This is a genomic window from Bacillus sp. FJAT-14266, assembly GCF_001719225.1.
Classification (GTDB): Bacteria; Bacillota; Bacilli; order Bacillales; family Bacillaceae; genus Bacillus; species Bacillus subtilis.
Window position 1 is genome coordinate 2,614,575 of record NZ_CP017072.1, and the last position, 21,008, is coordinate 2,635,582.

Below are 21,008 nucleotides of genomic sequence, written 5' to 3' on the forward strand. Positions count from 1 at the left end.
TTACTATATGTATCGGTTCAGCCAAGAAAAAATAAAGACCCGCATTTCTGCGCGCCTTTACATCGTCGGCTGTTCAAATGACAGCCTGCCGAACTTTTCAGTGCGAATATCGCGAATGATGACTTCAGTCGTCTTATCGTAGTTAATGAGCCCACCGCTCATGAGACAGCCCCGCTTTTCACCTATTGCATCAAACAGCTCAGCAATGTCCTCTGGGATCTCCTCAAGGCCATAACGCTCTTTAAGCCGTTCTGGGTAATGTTCTTCGAGAAAACGAAGACCAAACACGGCCACGTCCTGCAAATTGATAATCGAGTCTTTAATAGCCCCAGTGACTGCAAGTCTCAAACCGACAAGCTCATCCTCAAATTTAGGCCACAAAATCCCCGGTGTATCTAATAGCTCTAATTCTTTCCCAACTTTGACCCACTGTTGAGAAGTCGTAATGCCAGGTCTGTCTCCCGTTTTTGCTATGTTTTTCTTTGCAAGCCGGTTGATGAGCGTTGATTTTCCGACGTTTGGAATGCCGATAATCAAAGCGCGAATCGCTCTCGGTTTCACACCTTTCGCACGCATCCGGTCAAATTTTTCTTGGAGAATCTCTTTTGATGCAGGCACAATTTGATTTAACCCTTGTCCATTTACAGAATTAATAGACAGAGAGCGGATCCCCTGGTTCTCAAAGTGCTCTTTCCACTGCTGTGTAACTGCCGCATCTGCTTTGTCAGCCTTGTTTAACAGCATAATTCGCGGCTTGTTTTTTAGAATATCTTCAATCATTGGGTTTCTTGATGACATTGGAATTCTGGCATCTACCAATTCATATACGATATCGATTAATTTTAATTTTTCGGTTACTTCCCTTCTTGCTTTTGCCATATGGCCCGGGAACCATTGAATTGTCATGTGACACGAACACCGCCTTTATCTTCAGTATGCATGATTCATTGTTGTCCTTTATGTATTTTACGATGCCTGTCCGGCATTTTCAAATTCTGTATAAAAAAAGAGCTTGTTACAGGTAACAAGCTCTTTTCGTTCGTTATCATTATCGTCTGATCTCTTTAATACGAGCCGCTTTTCCGCGAAGTTCACGCAGGTAGTAAAGTTTAGCACGGCGTACTTTACCGTAACGTACAACTTCGATTTTCGCGATTTTTGGTGTGTGTACTGGGAAAGTACGTTCAACGCCAACACCGTAAGAAATCTTACGAACTGTGAACGTTTCGCTGATTCCACCACCACGACGCTTAATCACAACACCTTCAAAGATCTGGATACGCTCACGGTTACCCTCAACAACTTTAACGTGTACACGTAAAGTGTCACCAGGACGGAACGCAGGAAGATCAGTACGAAGCTGTTCTTTTGTGATATCTTCAATTAGTTTTTGCATCGTTTTCAACTCCTTCCAACAGATGCTCTTGGCCACAAAAACCGGCACAGCGGAACATCGTTTTCAAGCTTGCAGCGGATAAGCCCGCTTAAGCCACAAGTAGTATCTTATCACAATTTCATAGCCTATGCAATAAAATCTATTCTTTTTCCCATTCAGAAATCCACTTTCTTTGCTGCTCTGTAAGCGGGTAGTCTTTCAACAGATCCGGACGTCTTAGGTAGGTCCTTCTGATCGATTCTTTATTCCGCCATTCTTCAATTTTTGCATGGTTTCCTGACAAGAGTGTTTCAGGCACTTTTAAACCTTTGTAATCTGCCGGTCTTGTATAATGCGGGTGCTCTAAAAGTCCGGTGCTGAAGGAATCCTCAATATGGGAAGCCTCTTTACCCAGTACACCCGGAAGCAGTCTGACCACACTGTCTGCGATCATCATTGCAGGGAGCTCACCGCCCGTCAGAACAAAGTCGCCAATTGATATTTCATCCGTTACCAAGTGCTCGCGAATGCGTTCATCATAGCCTTCATAGTGGCCGCAAATGAACAGCAAATGCTCTTCCTTAGCTAATTGCTCGGCTTTTTTTTGGGTAAAACGCTCACCTTGCGGGCATACGAGGATAATACGCGGAGCAGCGGCTGCCTTTGATGTCAGGTCCTCGACCGCGTCAAAAACAGGCTGGGGCTTGAGAACCATGCCTGCCCCTCCGCCATAAGGATAATCATCAACAGTATTGTGCTTGTTATCAGAGTACTCCCGGAAATTTACGACTTGAAACTGCACCGCATCTTTTTCCTGGGCTTTTTGAAGAATCGATGAGCCGAGCACGCCTTCAAACATTTCGGGAAACAGCGTCAAAAAGTCGATTTTCATTCGTCTATTAACCCTTCCATCAGTTCAATCTCAATTTTCTTTTCCCTGACATCGATATGTTTGACCACTGATTCAATGTAAGGAATGAGTGCGTCTTTTTTTCCTTTTCTTCCGATGACCCAAACGTCATTGGCTCCAGGCGTCAAAATTTCTTTGACCTTTCCGATGAGTTCGCCTTCTTCAGTAAATACTTCACACCCAATAATTTCGTGGAAATAAAATTCACCCTCATTCAGCTCTCCTAATTCTTCTTCAGGAACTTTAATGATTGCGTTTTTCAGCTCTTCTACTTCATTTAGGTTTTGTCTTTCTTTAAACTGCAGGAGATGAAATTGCTTATGCAGTCTATGTGTGTTTACCGTTACCTCCACTGGTTCGTTACGGCCGTCCATAAACAAATACAGCGTGTTTCCCGGCTTGTATCGTTCTTCGGCAAAATCTGTTTTTGAAATCACCCGCACTTCGCCTTTGATTCCGTGGGTATTTACGATTTTGCCTACATTAAACCATCGCTTTGTCATATGATCACCTCTGGCGAATTTCAATTACTTTTCCGTCTTTTATGACGATGGTGTTCGCTGCTGTTTTCTCATGCCAGTCATCCCCGGCTTCAATCGTCAGCAGCGCATCGACTTCCTTTTCTTTCAACTCACTGCCAAGCGGCAATGTATGTACTTGAGCAATTTGAAAATCAATGATTTTTATATCATCTTTTCGCTTTTCTATTGCCTTTTTAAATTGTTCAATCATATCAGGGTTTTGCTGTTCTTTCTCATGTTTTCTAAGCTGAAAATAGAGCTGGCTGCATTCTCGTTCAAGCATTTGTTTCTTTTCGGCAAAAGAAGCTAAAAGCTTTTCTTTACTGCGCTCGGTTAAGACTTGCATAACGGCTACACGGTGAATAATTTGCATCGCACCAAGCTCCCCGCTTTTAAAACTTTTACTCGCCCAGGCTTTTCTATTTTGCCTAAGCTTCTATCAGTTTACCCTTTTTTTGCGTGTAAAAAAAGGGGAGGTGCCGGCCCTCTCCCTTTTAGTCAAATATTTCAAATTGAACTTTCTTAGAAGACTGTGCGCCAGCTGCAAATACAGCTGTTCGAATCGCTTTTGCAGTCCGGCCTTGCTTTCCGATAACTTTACCGGTATCTGACTTATGGACAGATAAGCGCAGCGCAATCTTTTGATCGGTTTCTTCTCTTATGACGCGAATGTCATCTGGATGATCAACAAGCGGCGTCACAATGTGGACAATCAAATCTTCCAAGTGTTGATCAGTCATTACTTGCCTTGTTTAGCGTTGTGGAATTTTTCCATGATTCCTTGGCTAGAGAACAAGTTGCGAACTGTATCAGATGGTTTCGCTCCAGTTTGAAGCCATTTAAGAGCAAGCTCTTCGTCAATTTTTACTTCCGCTGGTTTTGCAACCGGGTTGTAAGTTCCGACTGTTTCGATGAAACGGCCGTCACGTGGTGAACGAGAATCTGCTACAACAATACGATAGAAAGGAGATTTTTTTGCTCCCATACGTTTTAAACGAATTTTTACTGCCATTTTACTAGCACCTCCGAAAATATTTCAACAAGATAGTATATTAACAATGATAAAAGTGTTTGTAAAGTGTTTTTTCTTAACAACGGTTTTATCATGTATAACCGATTACATAAAAGGTAGCTTAAACCCTTTTTTCTTGCCTTTTGACATGTTTGTCATCTGCTTCATCATTTTTTTCATTTCATCAAACTGCTTAAGCAGACGGTTGACTTCCTGTACGGATGTCCCGCTTCCTTTTGCAATCCGCTTCCGCCGGCTGGCATTGATGATATCCGGCTGTTCTTTTTCAAGAACAGTCATTGATTTAATGATTGCTTCCACATGATTCAGCTGTTTTTCATCAACTTGGATGTTTTTCAGGCCTTTCATTTTACCTGCACCCGGCATCATTTGCAGAAGCTCATCAAGCGGCCCCATGTTTCTGACTTGCCCGAGCTGCTCCAGAAAATCGTCCAATGTGAAGCTCATCGTTCTCATTTTTTGTTCCAGCTCTTTGGCTTTGTCTTCATCAACGCTGGCCTGTGCTTTTTCAATCAATGTCAGCACGTCGCCCATGCCGAGAATCCTTGATGCCATGCGTTCAGGATGGAACGGCTCTAACGCATCAAGCTTTTCGCCCAAACCTGCGAACTTAATTGGCGTGTTTGTGACAGCGCGAATAGAAAGCGCAGCCCCGCCGCGTGTGTCTCCATCCAGCTTAGTCAACACAACACCGGTTAAACCGAGCTGTTCATTAAAGCTTTTGGCAACATTCACAGCGTCCTGACCGGTCATTGAATCGACAACCAGGAAAATTTCTTCCGGATTCGCGATTTCTTTGACGTTGGTCAGTTCATCCATCAGTTCATGGTCGATATGCAAGCGCCCTGCCGTATCCAAAATGACGTAGTCATAATGTTCTTCCTTGGCTTTCTCAATAGCCTGTTTAGCTATTTCTACAGGACTGACCTGATCGCCAAGAGAGAAAACAGGCATATCAAGCTGTTTGCCGAGTGTTTCCAGCTGCTTAATTGCGGCTGGGCGGTAAATATCGGCAGCAACCAGCATCGGTTTGCGATTATGCTTTTTGCGCAGCAGATTCGCAAGCTTACCGCTTGTTGTCGTTTTACCGGCACCTTGGAGACCGACCATCATAATAACAGTCGGCGGCCTTTTTGCGACGGCGATTTTGCTCTCTTCGCCGCCCATCAGCTCAGTCAGTTCCTCTTGAACAACTTTAATGACCTGCTGGCCGGGCGTCAGACTTTTCATGACGTCTTGGCCTACAGCGCGTTCACTTACTTTTTTGACAAAATCCTTGACTACTTTAAAGTTAACGTCAGCCTCAAGCAGCGCAAGACGGACCTCACGCATCATCTCTTTTACATCTTGTTCGCTGACTTTCCCTTTTCCGCGGATTTTAGAAATCGTCTGCTGCAGTCGGTCGGCTAATCCTTCAAATGCCATAGTTTGCCGCCTCCTAATCTAATTTCTCAAGCGCTTCAATCAGAGCTGTAATTTCTTCCTCTTCTTTTGAACCGGAAGCAAGCTCCTTCAGCTTATTAAACATCTCTTTACGCTCCTGAAACTTTTTCAAAAGGAGCAGCTTTTCTTCATATTGTTCAAGCATTGCTTCTGTTCGTTTGATGTTATCATAAACAGCTTGTCTTGAAACCTCATATTCTTCGGCTATTTCGCCTAGGGAGAAATCGTCCAAATAATAAAGCGACATATAGCTCTTCTGTTTTGACGTCAACAACGACTGATAAAAATCAAACAGATAATTCATTCTCGTTGTCTTTTCGAGTGACATTTGAGCTCTCCCCTTTGTTAAGTCAAATCCCTTTACGATAACTTAGTTTACACGGTTTTAATGACACTGTCAAGTTTTTATCTTGTCAAAGCCGCGATTAACTTTTCCAAAATACGCTAAATATCATCCAATTTATTCCGATATTGTATATGAACCCTATTTTAAGGAGGATTTTTATGAAAAAAATCGGTTTATTGTTTATGTTATGTCTGGCAGCCCTGTTTACAATAGGTTTCCCGGCACAGCAAGCAGACGCTGCTGAGGCACCTTATAAGGCCTCAATCACAAATATCAGCACAGATGGAGGGGTATACGGTAAAATCAATTACGGACAAGGTCAATATTGGCGAGTCAAGTACAATATTACAGTAAGCGGCAAATTACTCGACCAAAACGGACAGCCAGTGCCAAACGCGCCCGTAAGATTTGAAGCGGACACGAAGGTCGGAAACACAACACAAACTGCTTCAGGAACGACTGATGCAAACGGAACATTTGAGGTTCCAATGTATTTGGGGCCAGCTGCTGGTTACTATACGTATTACACATCTGTTTCCGTTCATTACTATGACATCATCCCATTCAGAGTTTTTTCTGGTGAGTCAAGACTGGTATCCACTGATAACAGCCTTTATCATTTCGCCTATCAAGTAAGAAGATAAAAAAGAAAAAGGCCCCAAGATGTTGGGGCCTTTTTCTTAATCGTCGGCTTTTTCCACTAAATCTGAAAAGAGTCCGTACACATAGGATTCTGGATCAAATTCCTGAAGGTCATCAACTTTTTCTCCTAAACCGACTAGTTTAACCGGGATGTGAAGCTCGTTGCGAATCGCAAGGACGATACCGCCTTTTGCCGTACCGTCAAGCTTCGTTAAAGCAATGCCGGTAACATTTGTTGCTTTAGAGAATTCTTTTGCCTGAGCCATTGCATTTTGGCCGGTCGTGGCATCAAGGGCAAGCAGCACCTCATGCGGAGCTTCAGGAACTTCTCTTTCGATAACACGTTTTACTTTTTCAAGCTCTTTCATGAGATTTACTTTGTTTTGGAGACGCCCTGCCGTATCACAAATTAATACATCGGCATTTCTTGCTTTCGCAGCATGAACAGCATCGTAGATGACAGCTGCCGGATCGCTTCCGGCCGTCTGCTTAATGACAGGCACTCCTGTACGCTCTCCCCATACTTCCAGCTGTTCAATGGCTCCCGCTCTGAAAGTGTCTCCGGCGGCAAGTACGACAGATTTTCCTTCTTGTTTCATTTTATGAGCAAGCTTTCCGATCGTTGTTGTTTTCCCGACACCGTTTACACCTACCAGAAGGATTACGTTTAAACGCCCATCCTGGATGTTCAGTTCTGAAATTTGCTCATCTCCGCTGTTATAAATCTCGACCAGTTTCTCAGAAATCACTGACTGGACTTCCTTTGGATCTTGAATATTTCTGCGTTTGACTTCTTTTTTCAGCTCATCTATTAATTCCATAACGGTTGTAAAACCGACATCCGCGCTGATAAGAACCTCTTCAAGCTCTTCGAAGAAATCCTCATCCACTTTACGGTAACGGGATACAAGATCATTCACTTTGTTTTGAAAGGAGTTTCTTGTTTTTTCAAGGCCATCCTTAAACTTTTCAGATACGGAATCTGTCTGTTTTGTGATTTTCTCTTTTAATTTTTTAAAAAAGCTCATCTTTTAACCTCTTTCCTCGTTACTGAACGAATTCTTTTGTTTCTTCCAGCTTAACGGAGATTACCTTGGAAACACCGGATTCCTGCATGGTTACGCCATAAAGCACATCCGCTTCCTCCATCGTTCCTTTTCTGTGGGTAATCACAATAAACTGGGTATCACTGCTGTATTTTTTTAAATACTGCGCAAATCGGAACACATTCGCTTCGTCGAGCGCAGCCTCAACTTCGTCAAGGACGCAAAACGGCACTGGACGAACCTTTAGGATTGAGAATAAGAGCGCTATAGCAGTAAGCGCACGCTCTCCGCCTGACAGGAGATTTAAGTTTTGCAGCTTTTTCCCCGGCGGCTGAGCGATAATCTCGACTCCTGAATGAAGCAGATCGTTAGGATCGGTGAGCCTCAGTTCAGCTCGCCCTCCTCCGAATAAGGAGCGGAAAACTTGATCAAAGTGTGAGCGGATTTGGACGAATGTGTCGTTAAAGCGCTTCGTCATTTCTTCATCCATTTCTTCAATCACTTGAAACAAGGTATTTTTCGCTTCTGTTAAATCTTCTTTTTGTTCCGACAGAAACTTGTACCGTTCGTTGACCCTCTCAAACTCATCTATGCTTCCGAGATTCACGGTACCCAGCTCTTCAATTGCGAGTTTAATCAGCTTCACGCGCTTTCTGGCTTCCTCTGGATCAGTTTCAAGCTGATATTTCTCTTTTGCCCCCTCAAAGGACAAGCTGTATTCCTCCCGTAAGTATTGGAGTAAATTATCAAGCTCGACTTCCATTCGTCCAAGTTTGACTTCTTCGTCTTTTAAGAGCGTTGTTTTTTGTTTATACAGGCGTTTCATTTCTTTCAGCTCACGCTCATACGTATCAAGCCCATGCTGAAGCTTGATGCGCTGATCGCGCCTTAATGCAATCAGTTCGATCGTTTTCGTTTTGTCATTCAATTTATGTTTTGCTGCTTCTTCCAGCTTTTCTTCGCCGCTGGTGCTAGATGACATCTCTGACGTTAAGAAGCTTAAGTCTTCTTTTGCTTCTTTTAACGCAAGCTCTGTTTCAGTGAGCTCTTTCTTTAATCTGGCAAGGTTGTCCTCTTCCCCCTTGCATGCCTGCTCTTTTTTGGCCGCAGCGATCTTCAGCTCAGTCAGCTCGTTGGAGAGAGACTCTTTCGTTGAGGATTGCGTTTGTTTTTGTTTTGTCAGTTTGTCTATGTCCTCTTCAAGCTGTTTCATCTTTTCAGATACGGCAGAGAGCTCTTCTTCAAGCTTGCGTTTGCGCACTTTTCTCTCTTCATCGCTTTCTGACAGAGCAGATTTTTCTTGGTCATAGAGCTCTAAATGGGTATTGATATTTTTCTCGGCAACTTGAAGTTCGTACAGCTGGCCTTTCACATCCTGCTGCTTTAACCTTAAGCCTTCCCCGGTTTCTCTTAAGTCAGCCAGTTTTTTCTCCATATCCTGAATGGAGTGCTTAAGGGTTTTGACCTCTTGTTCAAGCAGAGCTGTTTTCTCTTCCATTTCAGCGAGCCGTTTCGTCACATCTTCTAGCTCCCGGCTTCTTCCGAGGAGGGAGTTATTTTTCTTTTTAACCGCGCCGCCCGTCATTGAACCACCGGGGTTCACAACATCTCCCTCAAGGGTTACGATGCGGTACCGGTGCCCGAGAAGCTTCGCAAGCTCGTTTGCGCTCTTTAAGTCCTCTGTGATCAGAACGGTTCCAAGAAGATTCTGGATGACGCTTCGATACGCAGGATCAAATGTGACAAGTTCACTGGCAACCCCGAGAAATGATGAATGCCGGGCGGCTGTTTCCGCGTCACGGCTTTGAAGCTGGCGGTCTCTAATAACAGAAAGAGGCAGAAACGTCGCCCGGCCGAAGGAATTCTGCTTTAAATATTGAATCGCTTTTCGGGCAGATTGTTCATCGTCGGTCACGACATGCTGAGCAGAAGCGCCGAGCGCTATTTCAATGGCCGTTTCATACTTTTGTTCTGTAGAAATCAGCTCAAGAACCGCTCCGCGAATTCCACCAAGGCGCTCTTTCGCTTTTAGCACTTCTTTAACACCTTGATAAAAGCCGGAGAAATCTCCCTGCATCGTCTCAAGCATGTCCTTTTTTGATCTCGCTTGCTGAACGTATTGGTATGCCTGATACAGAGCGGATTCATTTTTTTCGTATTGGCGCTTTTTCTGCTCATATTTTGTCTGCATATCACGATATGCACCGACTTGACTGTGAATCTCCTGCTCAATTCGGGCAAATTCCGTTTCACATGCGGCTTTACGCGCAGAAATATCACGCCGTTCCTGCAGGTGCTTTTCATTGTTGTCCGCGAGTCTCTGCAATGTGACAGCGGATTGGGACATCTGGTCATCAAGAAGCTGGAGTTCGTTGCGTATCGAAGCCTGGCTGTTTAACAGCTCAAAATAATCACTTTTCAGCTGCTCGATTTTCTCTTCGACATTTTCATTGTGAAGACTGAGAGCCTGCTGTTTTTCTTTTACTTGCGCCCTTAACTGCTTCACCTCAGCCTGAAGCGTTTCGAAGACAGCTTCCTGCTTCGAAAGCTCTTCTTTCAGAACCGTTTCTTTTTGCTGGAACTGAACGATGGCTTCTTCAAGCTGTTCTTGGTTTTGCACAGCGTTTTTCTTTCGTTCTTTCAGGACTTCTTTACGGCCTTCAAGCTTTTCCAGCTCTTCACTAGTTACCAGTAAAACTTGCTGGAGCTCATCTACTGACTCATCAAGCGCTTGTATTTTGTCCCTTGTATCCTCAATCTTTGCTTCTTTCGCAGAAATAGCAGACGATTCAGCAAGCTCTTCTTCTTTTGCCATCTGCACTTTCTCTTTAAGAGTCGACCATTTACCATGCAGCTCTTCGATATCATAGGCAGTCAGCGCAATTTCAACATGCTCCAGCTCTTTCTTTTTCTCAAGGTAGTCTTTCGCTATTGAAGCTTGAATTTTAAGAGGTTCAACCTGCCCTTCAAGCTCATGTAATATATCTTCTACCCGATTTAGATTGTCCTGTGTCTCAAACAGTTTATTTTCTGCTTTTTTCTTTCTCGTTTTATATTTAAGCACCCCGGCCGCTTCTTCAAAGATACTGCGGCGATCCTCCGCTTTACTGCTCAGGATCTCTTCCACTTTCCCTTGGCTGATAATAGAAAATGCTTCTTTACCAAGCCCAGAGTCCATAAATAAATCAATAATATCTTTCAAGCGGCATGGCTGATTGTTAATCAGAAACTCACTCTCACCTGATCTGTACACACGTCTTGTGACACTCACCTCGTGGAAGTCAATTGGCAAGAAATGATCATCATTATCAAGAGTAAGCGTAACTTCAGCTAGATTTAATCGCTTTCTTGAATCACTCCCGGCAAAAATGATGTCTTCCATTTTTCCGCCGCGAAGAGAGCGTGCCGATTGTTCGCCGAGAACCCAGCGAATGGCATCCGTGATGTTGCTTTTTCCGCTTCCGTTCGGCCCGACAACTGCTGTCACGCCTTTAACGAAGTCTACGGAAATCCGTTCTGCAAATGATTTAAATCCTATAACGTCTAAACGTTTGAGGAACATAGCGATCCTCCTTATGTAATAAGTATTTCAATTCTATCATAAACATTGGTCAAATAAGACGGCATACATACTGAAATCCCCCTGAGTCATAAGGGGGATTTTATTGTTTCGTATGGTGTTTTTGCAATTTAGCTAAAGCTTCCTGAGCAGCGTGCTGTTCGGCTTCTTTCTTTGAACGGCCGTTTCCGACTCCGAGTGGTTCACCTTTTAGAGATACGATGGCTTCAAATTCACGGTTGTGCGCAGGTCCTTTTTCGTTGGAGATTTTATACTCCAGAGAGCCTTTGCCGTCCCGCTGCACGTATTCCTGCAGCTGGCTTTTGAAATCCATCACATGAGAAAAAGCACCATCGTTAATTTTAGGGAACACATAAACTTTTAAGAAACTTTCGACCGGCTCTAATCCTTGGTCAAGGTACAAGGCTCCGATAAATGCCTCAAAAACATCCGCCAATAGAGCAGGACGCTTTCTTCCGCCTGTCATTTCCTCGCCTTTACCCAACAGGACAAGATCGCCGAATGACAGCTCGTGAGCCAATGAAACGAGAGACGGTTCGCAAACAATTGCGGCTCTCAATTTCGTCAAATCTCCTTCACTCATAGCCGGGTATTTGGCAAATAAGAATCTGGAGATCGTCAGTTCCAAAACAGCGTCACCTAAAAATTCAAGCCTTTCATTATCTTCATACGGCTTTTTCCGATGCTCATTCACATAAGATGAATGTGTAAATGCTTGATACAAAAGCTTTTCATTTTGAAAGTGAACCGAAATCCGTTCTTGAAACTCTTTAAATTGTTCTACTTTTTTATAGAACTTTTTTTTATCTTTATAATGTGAGTGTTTTGACATAGTAACCTCCATAGGCACATCAGGTTCACCGCGCTTCTCTGACTAAACCGGATACAGCGCGCGTAAAAGCGGCATGCTGTAATAACTGCACGAATAAAGGGCTAAAGCCCCGCGTTTCGGCGGGACTTTTAGCATCAGCTTATTGCTGGTTTTGTATGTAGTTCACAGCGTCGCCGACTGTTGCAATCTTTTCAGCATCTTCGTCAGAAATCTCCATATCAAACTCGTCTTCAAGTTCCATAACAAGCTCAACTACATCTAGGGAATCAGCACCTAAGTCTTCCTTGAAAGAAGCTTCAAGTTTGACGTCTGCTTCATCAACGCCAAGGCGATCTACGATGATTTTCGTTACACGCTCTAATGTGTCTGCCATAGCAATTCACCTCCCCTCAAGTATTATAGTGGATTCGTTTTTAAAAAACTAGAGAAACTACGATGAAATTTTCGAGAAAAAACTTACATCACCATTCCGCCGTCAATATGAAGCGTTTGGCCTGTCATATAACGAGCTCCCTCTGAAGCTAGGAACGTGACAACACTGCTGACATCGCTAGGTTCACCAAAGCGCGCAAGCGGAATTTGTTTCAGCATTTCGTCTTGAACGTCTTTTGCAAGTTTATCTGTCATATCAGTTGAGATAAATCCTGGCGCTATTGCGTTTACCGTAATATTTCGGCTGGCGAGCTCTTTAGCAGAAGACTTGGTTAAACCGATGACGCCGGCTTTTGCAGCCACATAGTTGGCTTGTCCAGGGTTTCCGCTGACGCCGACGATAGACGATACGTTAATAATGCGGCCTGAACGCTGTTTCATCATTTGTCTTGTAACAGCTTTCGTGCAGTTGAAAACACCCTTCAGGTTAATGTTAATAACGTCATCCCATTCGTCTTCTTTCATTCTCATGATGAGATTGTCTCTTGTAATCCCGGCATTATTAACCAGAATGTCAATCGTAGAAAAAACTGATAGCGTTTCTTTTATCATGTTTTGTACATCTTCGGGATTTGATACATCCGCTTTGACAGCAATTGCTTTTCTGCCCATTGATTTGATTTCATCTACCACTTCATTTGCTTTCGCTTCATTGCCGGAGTAGTTCACGACAACATTTGCTCCGCTTTTTGCCAGATCAAGGGCGATTGAGCGGCCGATTCCGCGGGATGCGCCAGTGACAATAGCCGTTTTATCATTAAGCATTATCATTCTCCTCCTTAAGCGTTTGAATTGCCAGCTCGATCGTTTCCGGATCTGATACAGCAATTGTTTTTAACCGTCTATTTACTTTTTTCACAAGGCCTGAAAGCACTTTTCCGGGACCGATTTCAATAAAAGTCGTAACACCCTCTGCGATCAGCTTGTTAATGCTTTCCTCAAAACGAACCGGAGAGTAAAGCTGCTCAATAAGTTTTTCTTTGATATCTGCTTTTTCAGTCATCACGCCAGCAGAAACATTTGAGATGACCGGAACGTCAGCGTCTTTTATGTCACAGGCGTCCAATACCTCTTTCAGCTTTTCAGCAGCCGGTTTCATCAGTTCAGAATGGAACGGACCGCTTACTTCAAGCGGAATTGCGCGTTTTGCGCCGTTCTCTTTTGCCAGTTCAGATGCAAGCTCAACCCCTTTAGCTGTTCCGGAAATGACGATTTGGCCAGGACAGTTGAGATTCGCAAGCTGTACAAGGTTGCCTTCCTCTGTGACTTTATCGGTTACTTGCTTTAATGCTTCAGCATCCATGCCGAGAATCGCAGCCATTGCTCCTTCGCCAGCCGGTACCGCTTCATTCATAAACTCTCCGCGTTTTCTGACGGTATAAACAGCATCTTTGAAAGACAGAGCGCCAGCCGCAACCAGTGCAGAATATTCACCAAGGCTGTGTCCTGCTGTGAAATCAGGTGTAATGCCAGATTCTTTAAATTTCTCAAGAACAGCGATGCTTGTCGTAAGCAAAGCAGGCTGCGCATTGTATGTAAGTGTTAATTCTTCAGCAGCACCCTCAAAAATAAGCGAGCTGAGTTTTGTTTCTAATGTTTCATCGGCTTCATCAAACAGACGCTTTGCAGCAGGCACCTGCTCATAAAGCTCTTTTCCCATGCCGATAAATTGTGATCCCTGACCCGGGAACAAAAATGCAATCTTACTCATGATGTAAAAACCTCCAGACTACTCATCTGTTTTTTCTTCTTTCACTTCTTCCTGAATGAGCGCAGCCACATTTTGGCTGACCATCTCTCTTGCTTGCCGAATCGCATGGAATACAGCATTTGAATCTGAAGAGCCGTGCGCTTTGATCACAGGCGCTTTTAAGCCAAAAAGACTTGCTCCGCCATAATTCGAATACTCCATTTTCATTTTCATTTCTTTCAATTTTGGTTTCAGCACAGCTGCTGCAAGCTTGGATGTCAAAGTAGACGTCATTACGTCTCTCATCATTTTAAAAATTGACAACGCAGAGCCTTCCAGCGTTTTGAGTGTAACATTCCCAGTAAAGCCGTCTGTTACTACAACATCCGCCACATCATCTAAAAGGTCTCGCGCTTCCACGTTTCCGATAAAATTGATGTTTGCTGTTTCTTTTAAAATTTGAAACGTCTGCTTCGTCAGTTCGTTTCCTTTTTTATCTTCTGTTCCGACATTTAAAAGTCCGACTCTCGGTGAAGTGACACCGCGCACTTGCTGAGAATAAACAGAACCCATGATGGCATATTGAACAAGGTGCTCCGGTTTGGCATCGACATTGGCGCCGACATCAAGGAGAAGAAATCCGTCTCCCGAAACAGTCGGAAGTGTCGGGGCAAGCGCCGGACGGTCAATTCCTTTAATTCTTCCGACAATAAAGAGACCGGCTGTCATTAATGCACCGGTATTTCCTGCTGAAATGCAGGCGTCAGCTCTGTTTTCCGCAACCTCCTGCGCCATAAGAACCATAGATGAGTTCTTTTTTCTTCGCACGGCACGGACCGGTTCATCCGTAGGCTCAATCACTTCATCTGCGTGCAGCACCGTGATGCGATCTGATGTAGTTGTTAAATGTGATTCTATCGTTGTTTTGTCACCGACAAGTGTGATATGGAGATCATCAAATGCCTCTATACCTTTTATAACTCCGTCAATAACAGCTTTGGGAGCGTGGTCTCCTCCCATTGCATCTACAGCTATTCTCATGCATGCTCCACCTTTATGAATGTTTTGAACGATACATGTCAAAGCGTCCAGAAAAAACAATTTCTTCGCCAACGTAGCTGTTCACTTCGACAACCGTTCTTCCTTTTTCTTTTTCGACAGCCGTCACTTTCGCTTTTGCTACGACACGTTCACCCTGCTTTACCTGTCTTGTAAAGCGGATGTCTGCACTTGCAGTCAGCGCCAGCTCGTCATCAATGACTGCAACGGCCAAAGAATTCGCCTGTGCAAATAAATGGTGTCCTCTCGCAATCTGATTCCGGCTGAACACGTGCTCCTGTTTTATTTCTAAAATGGATATCGCCTGATCATCCAGCTCAAGGTCAATAATTTCTCCGATAACTTCATCAAGTGACAGGGACTTCACTTCGTCCTCAAGTGTTTTCTCTGCCACGTTCTTAATTCTTTCTCTCAGTTCAGGTATGGAAAGCTCTAAGCGGTCCAAACGTATCGTCTGGATGCTCACCCCAAATTTACCCGCTAATTCTTCATCTGTAATAAAGGGGGTTGCTTGAATCGTCTGCTGAAGTAATTCCTGGCGTTCTCTCTTATTTCTTCTCATATCTAAACACCATCCGGACAATTAAGACTAGGTACTAATAGTAGTATATAATTTCATAGATTGGAATGCAACGATTGTTTCTGGCTGAACACCAAAAACTTCTGATACTCAGCTTAATTTTTCCCCGTCCATTACTCCGCTCTTCAGCAATTCATCTCTTAACACAGCGTATTCCGGCTCCTTCCAGAACGCGTCAGAAGCCACAAGATTCGCAGCATCCTGCCTTGCCGTTTCAAGCGCTCTGTAATCATGAACCATGTCCGCCACTTTAAATTCCGGCATTCCGCTTTGTTTTTTCCCGAAGAAATCACCGGGACCTCTCAGTTCCAGATCCTTTTCAGACAGCTCGAAACCGTCATTGGTCTCCGACATGATCCTCATCCGTTCTTTCCCTGTTTCTGATTTTGGATCAGCCATCAGAATACAGAAAGATTGATGCTCACCCCGTCCAACACGGCCGCGCAGCTGGTGAAGCTGTGATAGCCCGAAACGGTCGGCGTCATAAATCACCATAATTGTTGCATTCGGAACATTCACGCCAACCTCCACAACAGTGGTTGATACGAGAATTTGACAGTGATTTGCGCTGAATTCTCTCATGACCTGGTCTTTTTCATCGGAATGCAGCTTTCCATGCATAAGGCCGACATTCCATTTTCCCCGAAAAATATCAGAAAGCATATTGTACACGTCAATAGCGTTTTGCACATCAAGCTTGTCTGATTCTTCAATCAGCGGACAGATGATATAAGCCTGCCTGCCTTGCTTTAATTCTTTTTCGACAAATGCCAATATACGATCCAGCATGTCATGTTTTACCCAATAGGTTTCGATTCTCTTTCGTCCAGCCGGCATCTCATCAATGACAGATACATCCATTTCACCGAACACTGTGATCGCTAATGTTCTTGGGATTGGAGTGGCTGTCATAAAGAGAACATCGGGATCCTGCCCTTTGTTCCGAAGCTTTTTGCGCTGCTCAACTCCAAATCTGTGCTGTTCATCTGTAATAACGAGACTCAGCGCCTTAAACTCCACCTCGTCTTGGATTAAAGCGTGGGTTCCTACAAGAATATCAATCTCACCCGCCGCAAGACGCTCAAGCAGTTCTTTTCGCCGCTTCCCTTTAACAGAGCTTGTCAAAAGAGCAACGCTGACGTCCCATTTTTCAAATAGCGAAACGAGCGAATCAGCATGCTGCTCGGCCAGAATTTCTGTCGGCACCATGAGCGCTCCTTGGTATCCGGATAGGATCGCGGCATACAGTGCAATGGCGGCGACTGCCGTTTTTCCTGATCCAACGTCCCCTTGAAGAAGGCGGTTCATTCTGTATGGAGAAGACATGTCTGCTGTTATTTCGCGAAGAACGCGTGACTGGGCGTTTGTGAGGGGAAACGGGAGGCTTTTGATAAATCTCATGAGTTCTTCGTTTGAAAAACGCTGCCGTATCCCTTGTGTCTGCTCTCTTTCCGCCTTTCGGAACGCCTGCATTTTCAACTGAAACAACAAAAATTCTTCATAAACAAACCGCCGTCTGGCAAGCTTTAATGCTTCCCTTGTTTCAGGCTGGTGCATTGCTTTTAACGCTTGATAATAGTCAGGCAGTTTATAGCTTTTTCTTAGCTTTTCCGGAAGAGGATCAGGAAGTGAGTCTGCATATTGGGTCAGCGCCTGCTGAATAAAGCGCCTCATCATTTTGACGGTAACATTTTCTTTCACAGAATACACTGGTTCAATGCTTTTGTCTTCTTGATGCGGCCCGTTTTTCAACTCCTGAACAGAGATGTTTTGGCGGTGCTTGTCCCATTTACCTGAAACCGTCACCACAGAGCCGAGCGAAAGCTTCTTCTTCAAATAAGGCCGGTTAAAACATACGGCTGTGATTAAATAGTGGCCGACCAGAAGCCTGAATGTCAGCCTGTTTCGTTTTTTTCCGTAATAGGTAAGAGAAGGCTCTGAATGAACCTTCCCTTCGACTGTGACTCTTTCATCATGCTTTACTTCTTCTAAATCCCTCAGCTCGTAGTCATCATAGCGATAAGGGAAATAATTCAGAAGATCAGAAATGTCATAAATACCGAGTTCGTGTAATGTTTTTTCTGTTTCCGGCCCAATACCCTTAATGTTAGCTATACTAGTTTGCTGATGTTGTTTCACGTGAACCTAGCGCTCCTCCGAAAATTTTTTTCTCTAATTCTCTTCCTGTCGGTGTTGCCGCTAAACCGCCCTGGCCTGTTTCTCTAAGTGCAGTTGGCATCGTTTGGCCTATTTTATACATGGCATCGATAACCTCATCACATGGAATACGGCTTGTAATGCCCGCCAATGCCATATCAGCGGCAATCATTGCATTTGACGCGCCCATCGCATTCCGTTTCACGCAAGGCACCTCAACAAGCCCTGCAACAGGGTCGCACACGAGGCCTAGCATATTTTTTAATGTAATGGCCATGGCTTCCGCGCTTTGTTCGGGTGTTCCTCCTGCCATTTCAACAATAGCCGCAGCCGCCATGCCTGAAGCTGATCCAACCTCTGCCTGACATCCTCCGGCGGCGCCGGAAATGCTTGCGTTATTGGCCACGACAAATCCGAAAGCCCCGGCTGTAAACAAAAAGCGGATCATTTGTTCTCTTGTTGGATTCAGCTTTTCTTTTACAGCAAATAACGTACCGGGCACCACACCGGCAGAACCTGCAGTCGGTGTCGCACAGATGGTTCCCATGGCTGCATTTACTTCATTTGTTGCAACGGCTTTCGATACAGCATCTAAAATCAGCGGGCCAGACAGGCTTTTTCCTGATCGAATATAGGCCTGCAATTTAACGGCATCTCCGCCTGTTAAGCCCGTTTGGCTCGTAACTCCCTCGAGTCCTTTCTGAACCGCCGCTTCCATAACAGACAGGTTATGATCCATCTGCTGAAAAATGTCCTCTTTTGTTTTTTCTGTTACTTCCATCTCTTGAGCTATCATCACATCAGAGATCAATATTTGTTTTTCTTTAGTAATCTCAATTAATTCTTTTACATTACGAAACATAACTGGCTCCTCCTGACCCTTTTCGCTAGTCAGCAATCTTTGTCACTTGAATAATATTCGGCAGTTTCGACAGCTCGTCGAGAATGTGGTCGTCAATATTTTGGTCGACCTCTATTGTCATCAGCGCAAGCTGGCCGATATCTTTCCGGGCTACTTCCATATGTCCTACGTTGATTGAAAATTTCGCCAGAACATTGGCAACACCGGCAATTGTGCCAAACTTGTCATTATGAACAACTAATATGGCCGGATGATTTCCTGACAGCCGGAGCTCAAAACCATTCAATTCTGTGATTTCAATCTTTCCTCCGCCAATCGAAATACCCGTCAGTTCAAGCTCACCCTTTTCATCAGAAATGGTGATTTTTGCTGTGTTCGGATGGACCGGGACTGCGTCTTCTACCCGAAACTCTATATCAATTCCTTTAGCTTCTGCAATTTGTATAGCGGTTTTAATCCGTTCATCGAATGTATCAAAATCAAGCAATCCGCCGATAATCGCGACATCTGTGCCGTGGCCCTTATACGTTTCCGCAAACGAGCCGTAAAAAGATACAATGATGCGCTCAGGCTCTCTGCCAAATAAACTTCTGGCCACTCTCCCGATTCTAGCAGCTCCCGCTGTATGAGAGCTGGACGGACCGATCATAACCGGGCCGATAATATCAAAAACGCTTCTGTATTTCATGCTATTCCTCCTTATGAACCAGAGCTTATTAGCGCTTTGCTTCTAGACTAATTGATCAGATATAAAATGGCAAGCGGGCGCGTTACAGCGCTGCCGCACTTAAAAGCAGACATAAGAATAGAAGGGCAAATTGCCCTTCTATTCTGCAGAAACTATATACGAATACAGAGGCTGTTTCCCATTGTGGATCTCAACCTCAATCTCCTCGTACTTTTCACTGAGAAACGCTTCAAGCTGCTCAGCTTCTTCCTGAGACGCATCCTCACCATATAGAATGGTCACGATTTCATCATCTTCTCCGATCATTTCTGACAGCAGCATTTTCGCGGCTGACAGCTGATTTTCAGAAGTGCCGATAATCGTTCCATTCAGAATGCCCATAAAGTCGCCTTTTTTAATATCTTTACCGTCAATATGAGTATCTCTGACTGAGAACGTCACCTGTCCGCTTTTTACTTGCTGAATGGCGCTTAGCATATTGGCCTCGTTCGCTTCAGCTTCTTGATCCGGGTTAAAAGCCAGCAGGGCTGACATCCCTTGCGGAACCGTTTTAGCAGGAATGACAAAAACCTGTTCATCCACTACGCTGGCCGCTTGGTTAGCAGCCATGATAATGTTGGAGTTGTTAGGCAGGATAAATACCGTATCTGCATTTACAGACTTCACGGCATCAACAATATCCTCAGTGCTTGGGTTCATGGTCTGGCCGCCTTCAATCACAACAGAAGCGCCAATGCTTTTGAATAGGTCTGAAATTCCTTCTCCCATCGCCACAGTCACAATGCCATACGGCTGCTTTGCCGGCGGTATTTCGTTGTCTGCAGGTTTGCTTTCTTGACTGATGATAGAGGTATGCTGTTCTCTCATATTTTCTATTTTTATTTTGATCAATTCACCGTAATGCTGGGCGTAGTTTAACACGTTTCCCGGCTCTTCAGCATGAATATGAACCTTCGCCAGCGATTCATCCGCAATCACAAGCAGAGAATCTCCGAACTGGCTGAGGTCTTGCCTGAACGTGCCTTCGTCGAACTCTCTTTTTGTCTGATCAAGCCTAACCATCACTTCGGTACAGAATCCAAATTCAATATCTTCGGTATTCATCATGCTTTGCGCGCTCTTGTGATGCTCTGCGCTGACCATGTCGTCAAGTGACGGAAGAACTGCTTTCTGAGGTACAGTTTCACCTTTTAATGAAGCAAGGAAACCTTCATACACACAGAGCAGGCCTTTGCCCCCGCTATCGACAACTCCTACTTCCTTTAGGACAGGTAGCAATTCAGGGGTGCGGTTTAAAGACGCCTCTGCTTCTTCTGTCACTGCAATCATCAGCGCAGTGATATCGGTTTCTTTTTCTGCTAAGATCATCGCTTTTTTTGCAGCGTCTTTTGCAACTGTTAAAATGGTGCCCTCTACAGGTTTCATGACAGCTTTATACGCCATGTCTACACCTGCTTGCAGCGCAGCGGCAAACTCAAGTGCATTAATTTCTTTTTTCGTTTCAATGCTTTTGCTAAATCCGCGGAACAATTGGGATAGGATAACTCCTGAATTTCCGCGTGCTCCCATGAGCAGCCCTTTAGATAACGCGGAGCCCACCTTCCCGATATCATCCGTATCCATTTGTTCAACTTCTCTTGCTCCGGAAGTCATCGACAGGTTCATATTTGTTCCCGTATCACCGTCCGGCACCGGAAACACGTTCAGTGCATCAACTGCACTGGCGTTTTGAGACAGATTCTGCGCTCCCGCAAGAATCATCTCGGCAAAGGTTCTGCCGTCTAATGTTCTGATAGACAATCCTACTCCTCC

The 21,008-nt window shown here is 44.4% G+C and carries 22 protein-coding genes; 1 reads left to right on the forward strand and 21 read right to left on the reverse strand.

Annotated features, from left to right (window positions below; all coding sequences use genetic code 11):
- Window positions 1-57: 57 nt before the first annotated feature.
- The 9 genes from ylqF to BGM23_RS13475 all read right to left on the reverse strand — a co-directional run bounded on the left by ylqF (window position 58) and on the right by BGM23_RS13475 (window position 5,610).
- Entirely contained in the window at window positions 58-906 is an 849-nt protein-coding gene (gene ylqF / locus BGM23_RS13435) for a ribosome biogenesis GTPase YlqF (protein ID WP_015715878.1), read from the reverse strand.
- A 142-nt stretch (window positions 907-1,048) separates the two neighbouring features.
- Window positions 1,049-1,396 carry a 50S ribosomal protein L19 gene (gene rplS, locus BGM23_RS13440; RefSeq protein WP_003220825.1) on the reverse strand — a complete coding sequence of 116 codons (348 nt, stop codon included), beginning with the start codon at window positions 1,394-1,396 and terminating at the stop codon, window positions 1,049-1,051.
- A gap of 139 nt (window positions 1,397-1,535) precedes the next feature.
- Entirely contained in the window at window positions 1,536-2,267 is a 732-nt protein-coding gene (gene trmD, locus BGM23_RS13445; RefSeq protein WP_003232011.1) for a tRNA (guanosine(37)-N1)-methyltransferase TrmD, read from the reverse strand.
- Entirely contained in the window at window positions 2,264-2,788 is a 525-nt protein-coding gene (rimM, locus tag BGM23_RS13450; protein WP_003232013.1) for a ribosome maturation factor RimM, read from the reverse strand. The genes trmD and rimM overlap by 4 nt, the downstream gene beginning before the upstream one ends.
- Before the next feature lie 4 nt (window positions 2,789-2,792).
- A complete protein-coding gene (locus tag BGM23_RS13455) occupies window positions 2,793-3,179 on the reverse strand; it encodes a YlqD family protein (RefSeq protein WP_014476793.1) in 387 nt (128 codons plus the stop codon).
- A gap of 121 nt (window positions 3,180-3,300) precedes the next feature.
- Window positions 3,301-3,546 carry a KH domain-containing protein gene (locus tag BGM23_RS13460; protein ID WP_014476792.1) on the reverse strand — a complete coding sequence of 82 codons (246 nt, stop codon included), beginning with the start codon at window positions 3,544-3,546 and terminating at the stop codon, window positions 3,301-3,303.
- Entirely contained in the window at window positions 3,546-3,818 is a 273-nt protein-coding gene (rpsP, locus tag BGM23_RS13465; RefSeq protein ID WP_003220815.1) for a 30S ribosomal protein S16, read from the reverse strand. Before rpsP ends, BGM23_RS13460 begins: the two co-directional genes overlap by 1 nt.
- A gap of 105 nt (window positions 3,819-3,923) precedes the next feature.
- Window positions 3,924-5,264 carry a signal recognition particle protein gene (gene ffh, locus BGM23_RS13470; protein ID WP_003232020.1) on the reverse strand — a complete coding sequence of 447 codons (1,341 nt, stop codon included), beginning with the start codon at window positions 5,262-5,264 and terminating at the stop codon, window positions 3,924-3,926.
- Between the two features lie 13 nt (window positions 5,265-5,277).
- On the reverse strand, window positions 5,278-5,610 hold the full coding sequence (locus BGM23_RS13475; RefSeq protein ID WP_003238590.1) for a putative DNA-binding protein: 333 nt from the start codon (window positions 5,608-5,610) through the stop codon (window positions 5,278-5,280).
- Window positions 5,611-5,786: 176 nt separating this feature from the next.
- Between BGM23_RS13475 and BGM23_RS13480 the strand changes: the two genes are divergently transcribed.
- The gene (locus tag BGM23_RS13480; protein ID WP_003245834.1) at window positions 5,787-6,272 is read left to right on the forward strand and encodes an Ig-like domain-containing protein; all 486 of its coding nucleotides are present in this window, start codon (window positions 5,787-5,789) and stop codon (window positions 6,270-6,272) included.
- 36 nt (window positions 6,273-6,308) lie between these two features.
- On the opposite strand, the gene ftsY is transcribed toward BGM23_RS13480, so the two are convergent.
- The 12 genes from ftsY to BGM23_RS13540 all read right to left on the reverse strand — a co-directional run bounded on the left by ftsY (window position 6,309) and on the right by BGM23_RS13540 (window position 20,996).
- The gene (ftsY, locus tag BGM23_RS13485) at window positions 6,309-7,298 is read right to left on the reverse strand and encodes a signal recognition particle-docking protein FtsY (protein ID WP_003232026.1); all 990 of its coding nucleotides are present in this window, start codon (window positions 7,296-7,298) and stop codon (window positions 6,309-6,311) included.
- 19 nt (window positions 7,299-7,317) lie between these two features.
- Window positions 7,318-10,878: a chromosome segregation protein SMC gene (gene smc, locus BGM23_RS13490; protein ID WP_015715874.1), complete on the reverse strand. Its 3,561-nt coding sequence runs from the start codon at window positions 10,876-10,878 to the stop codon at window positions 7,318-7,320.
- Window positions 10,879-10,978: 100 nt separating this feature from the next.
- Window positions 10,979-11,728, reverse strand: coding sequence for a ribonuclease III (gene rncS, locus BGM23_RS13495; protein WP_003232030.1), 750 nt, complete (start codon window positions 11,726-11,728; stop codon window positions 10,979-10,981).
- 139 nt (window positions 11,729-11,867) lie between these two features.
- Window positions 11,868-12,101: an acyl carrier protein gene (gene acpP / locus BGM23_RS13500; RefSeq protein WP_003154310.1), complete on the reverse strand. Its 234-nt coding sequence runs from the start codon at window positions 12,099-12,101 to the stop codon at window positions 11,868-11,870.
- Window positions 12,102-12,184: 83 nt separating this feature from the next.
- A complete protein-coding gene (gene fabG / locus BGM23_RS13505; protein ID WP_003232035.1) occupies window positions 12,185-12,925 on the reverse strand; it encodes a 3-oxoacyl-[acyl-carrier-protein] reductase in 741 nt (246 codons plus the stop codon).
- Window positions 12,918-13,871 (reverse strand): ACP S-malonyltransferase, encoded by a 954-nt coding sequence (fabD, locus tag BGM23_RS13510; protein ID WP_029726491.1) that lies wholly within the window; start codon window positions 13,869-13,871, stop codon window positions 12,918-12,920. The genes fabG and fabD overlap by 8 nt, the downstream gene beginning before the upstream one ends.
- A gap of 18 nt (window positions 13,872-13,889) precedes the next feature.
- Window positions 13,890-14,891: a phosphate acyltransferase PlsX gene (plsX, locus tag BGM23_RS13515; protein ID WP_003232041.1), complete on the reverse strand. Its 1,002-nt coding sequence runs from the start codon at window positions 14,889-14,891 to the stop codon at window positions 13,890-13,892.
- 13 nt (window positions 14,892-14,904) lie between these two features.
- Entirely contained in the window at window positions 14,905-15,471 is a 567-nt protein-coding gene (fapR, locus tag BGM23_RS13520) for a transcription factor FapR (RefSeq protein WP_003232044.1), read from the reverse strand.
- Between the two features lie 108 nt (window positions 15,472-15,579).
- Window positions 15,580-17,628, reverse strand: a complete 2,049-nt coding sequence (gene recG, locus BGM23_RS13525) for an ATP-dependent DNA helicase RecG (RefSeq protein ID WP_015715873.1) — start codon at window positions 17,626-17,628, stop codon at window positions 15,580-15,582.
- Window positions 17,606-18,508, reverse strand: a complete 903-nt coding sequence (sdaAA, locus tag BGM23_RS13530; protein ID WP_003232049.1) for an L-serine ammonia-lyase, iron-sulfur-dependent, subunit alpha — start codon at window positions 18,506-18,508, stop codon at window positions 17,606-17,608. Before sdaAA ends, recG begins: the two co-directional genes overlap by 23 nt.
- 25 nt (window positions 18,509-18,533) lie before the next feature.
- Entirely contained in the window at window positions 18,534-19,196 is a 663-nt protein-coding gene (gene sdaAB, locus BGM23_RS13535) for an L-serine ammonia-lyase, iron-sulfur-dependent subunit beta (protein ID WP_003232050.1), read from the reverse strand.
- Window positions 19,197-19,334: 138 nt separating this feature from the next.
- The gene (locus BGM23_RS13540) at window positions 19,335-20,996 is read right to left on the reverse strand and encodes a DAK2 domain-containing protein (RefSeq protein ID WP_015715872.1); all 1,662 of its coding nucleotides are present in this window, start codon (window positions 20,994-20,996) and stop codon (window positions 19,335-19,337) included.
- Window positions 20,997-21,008: the final 12 nt, after the last annotated feature.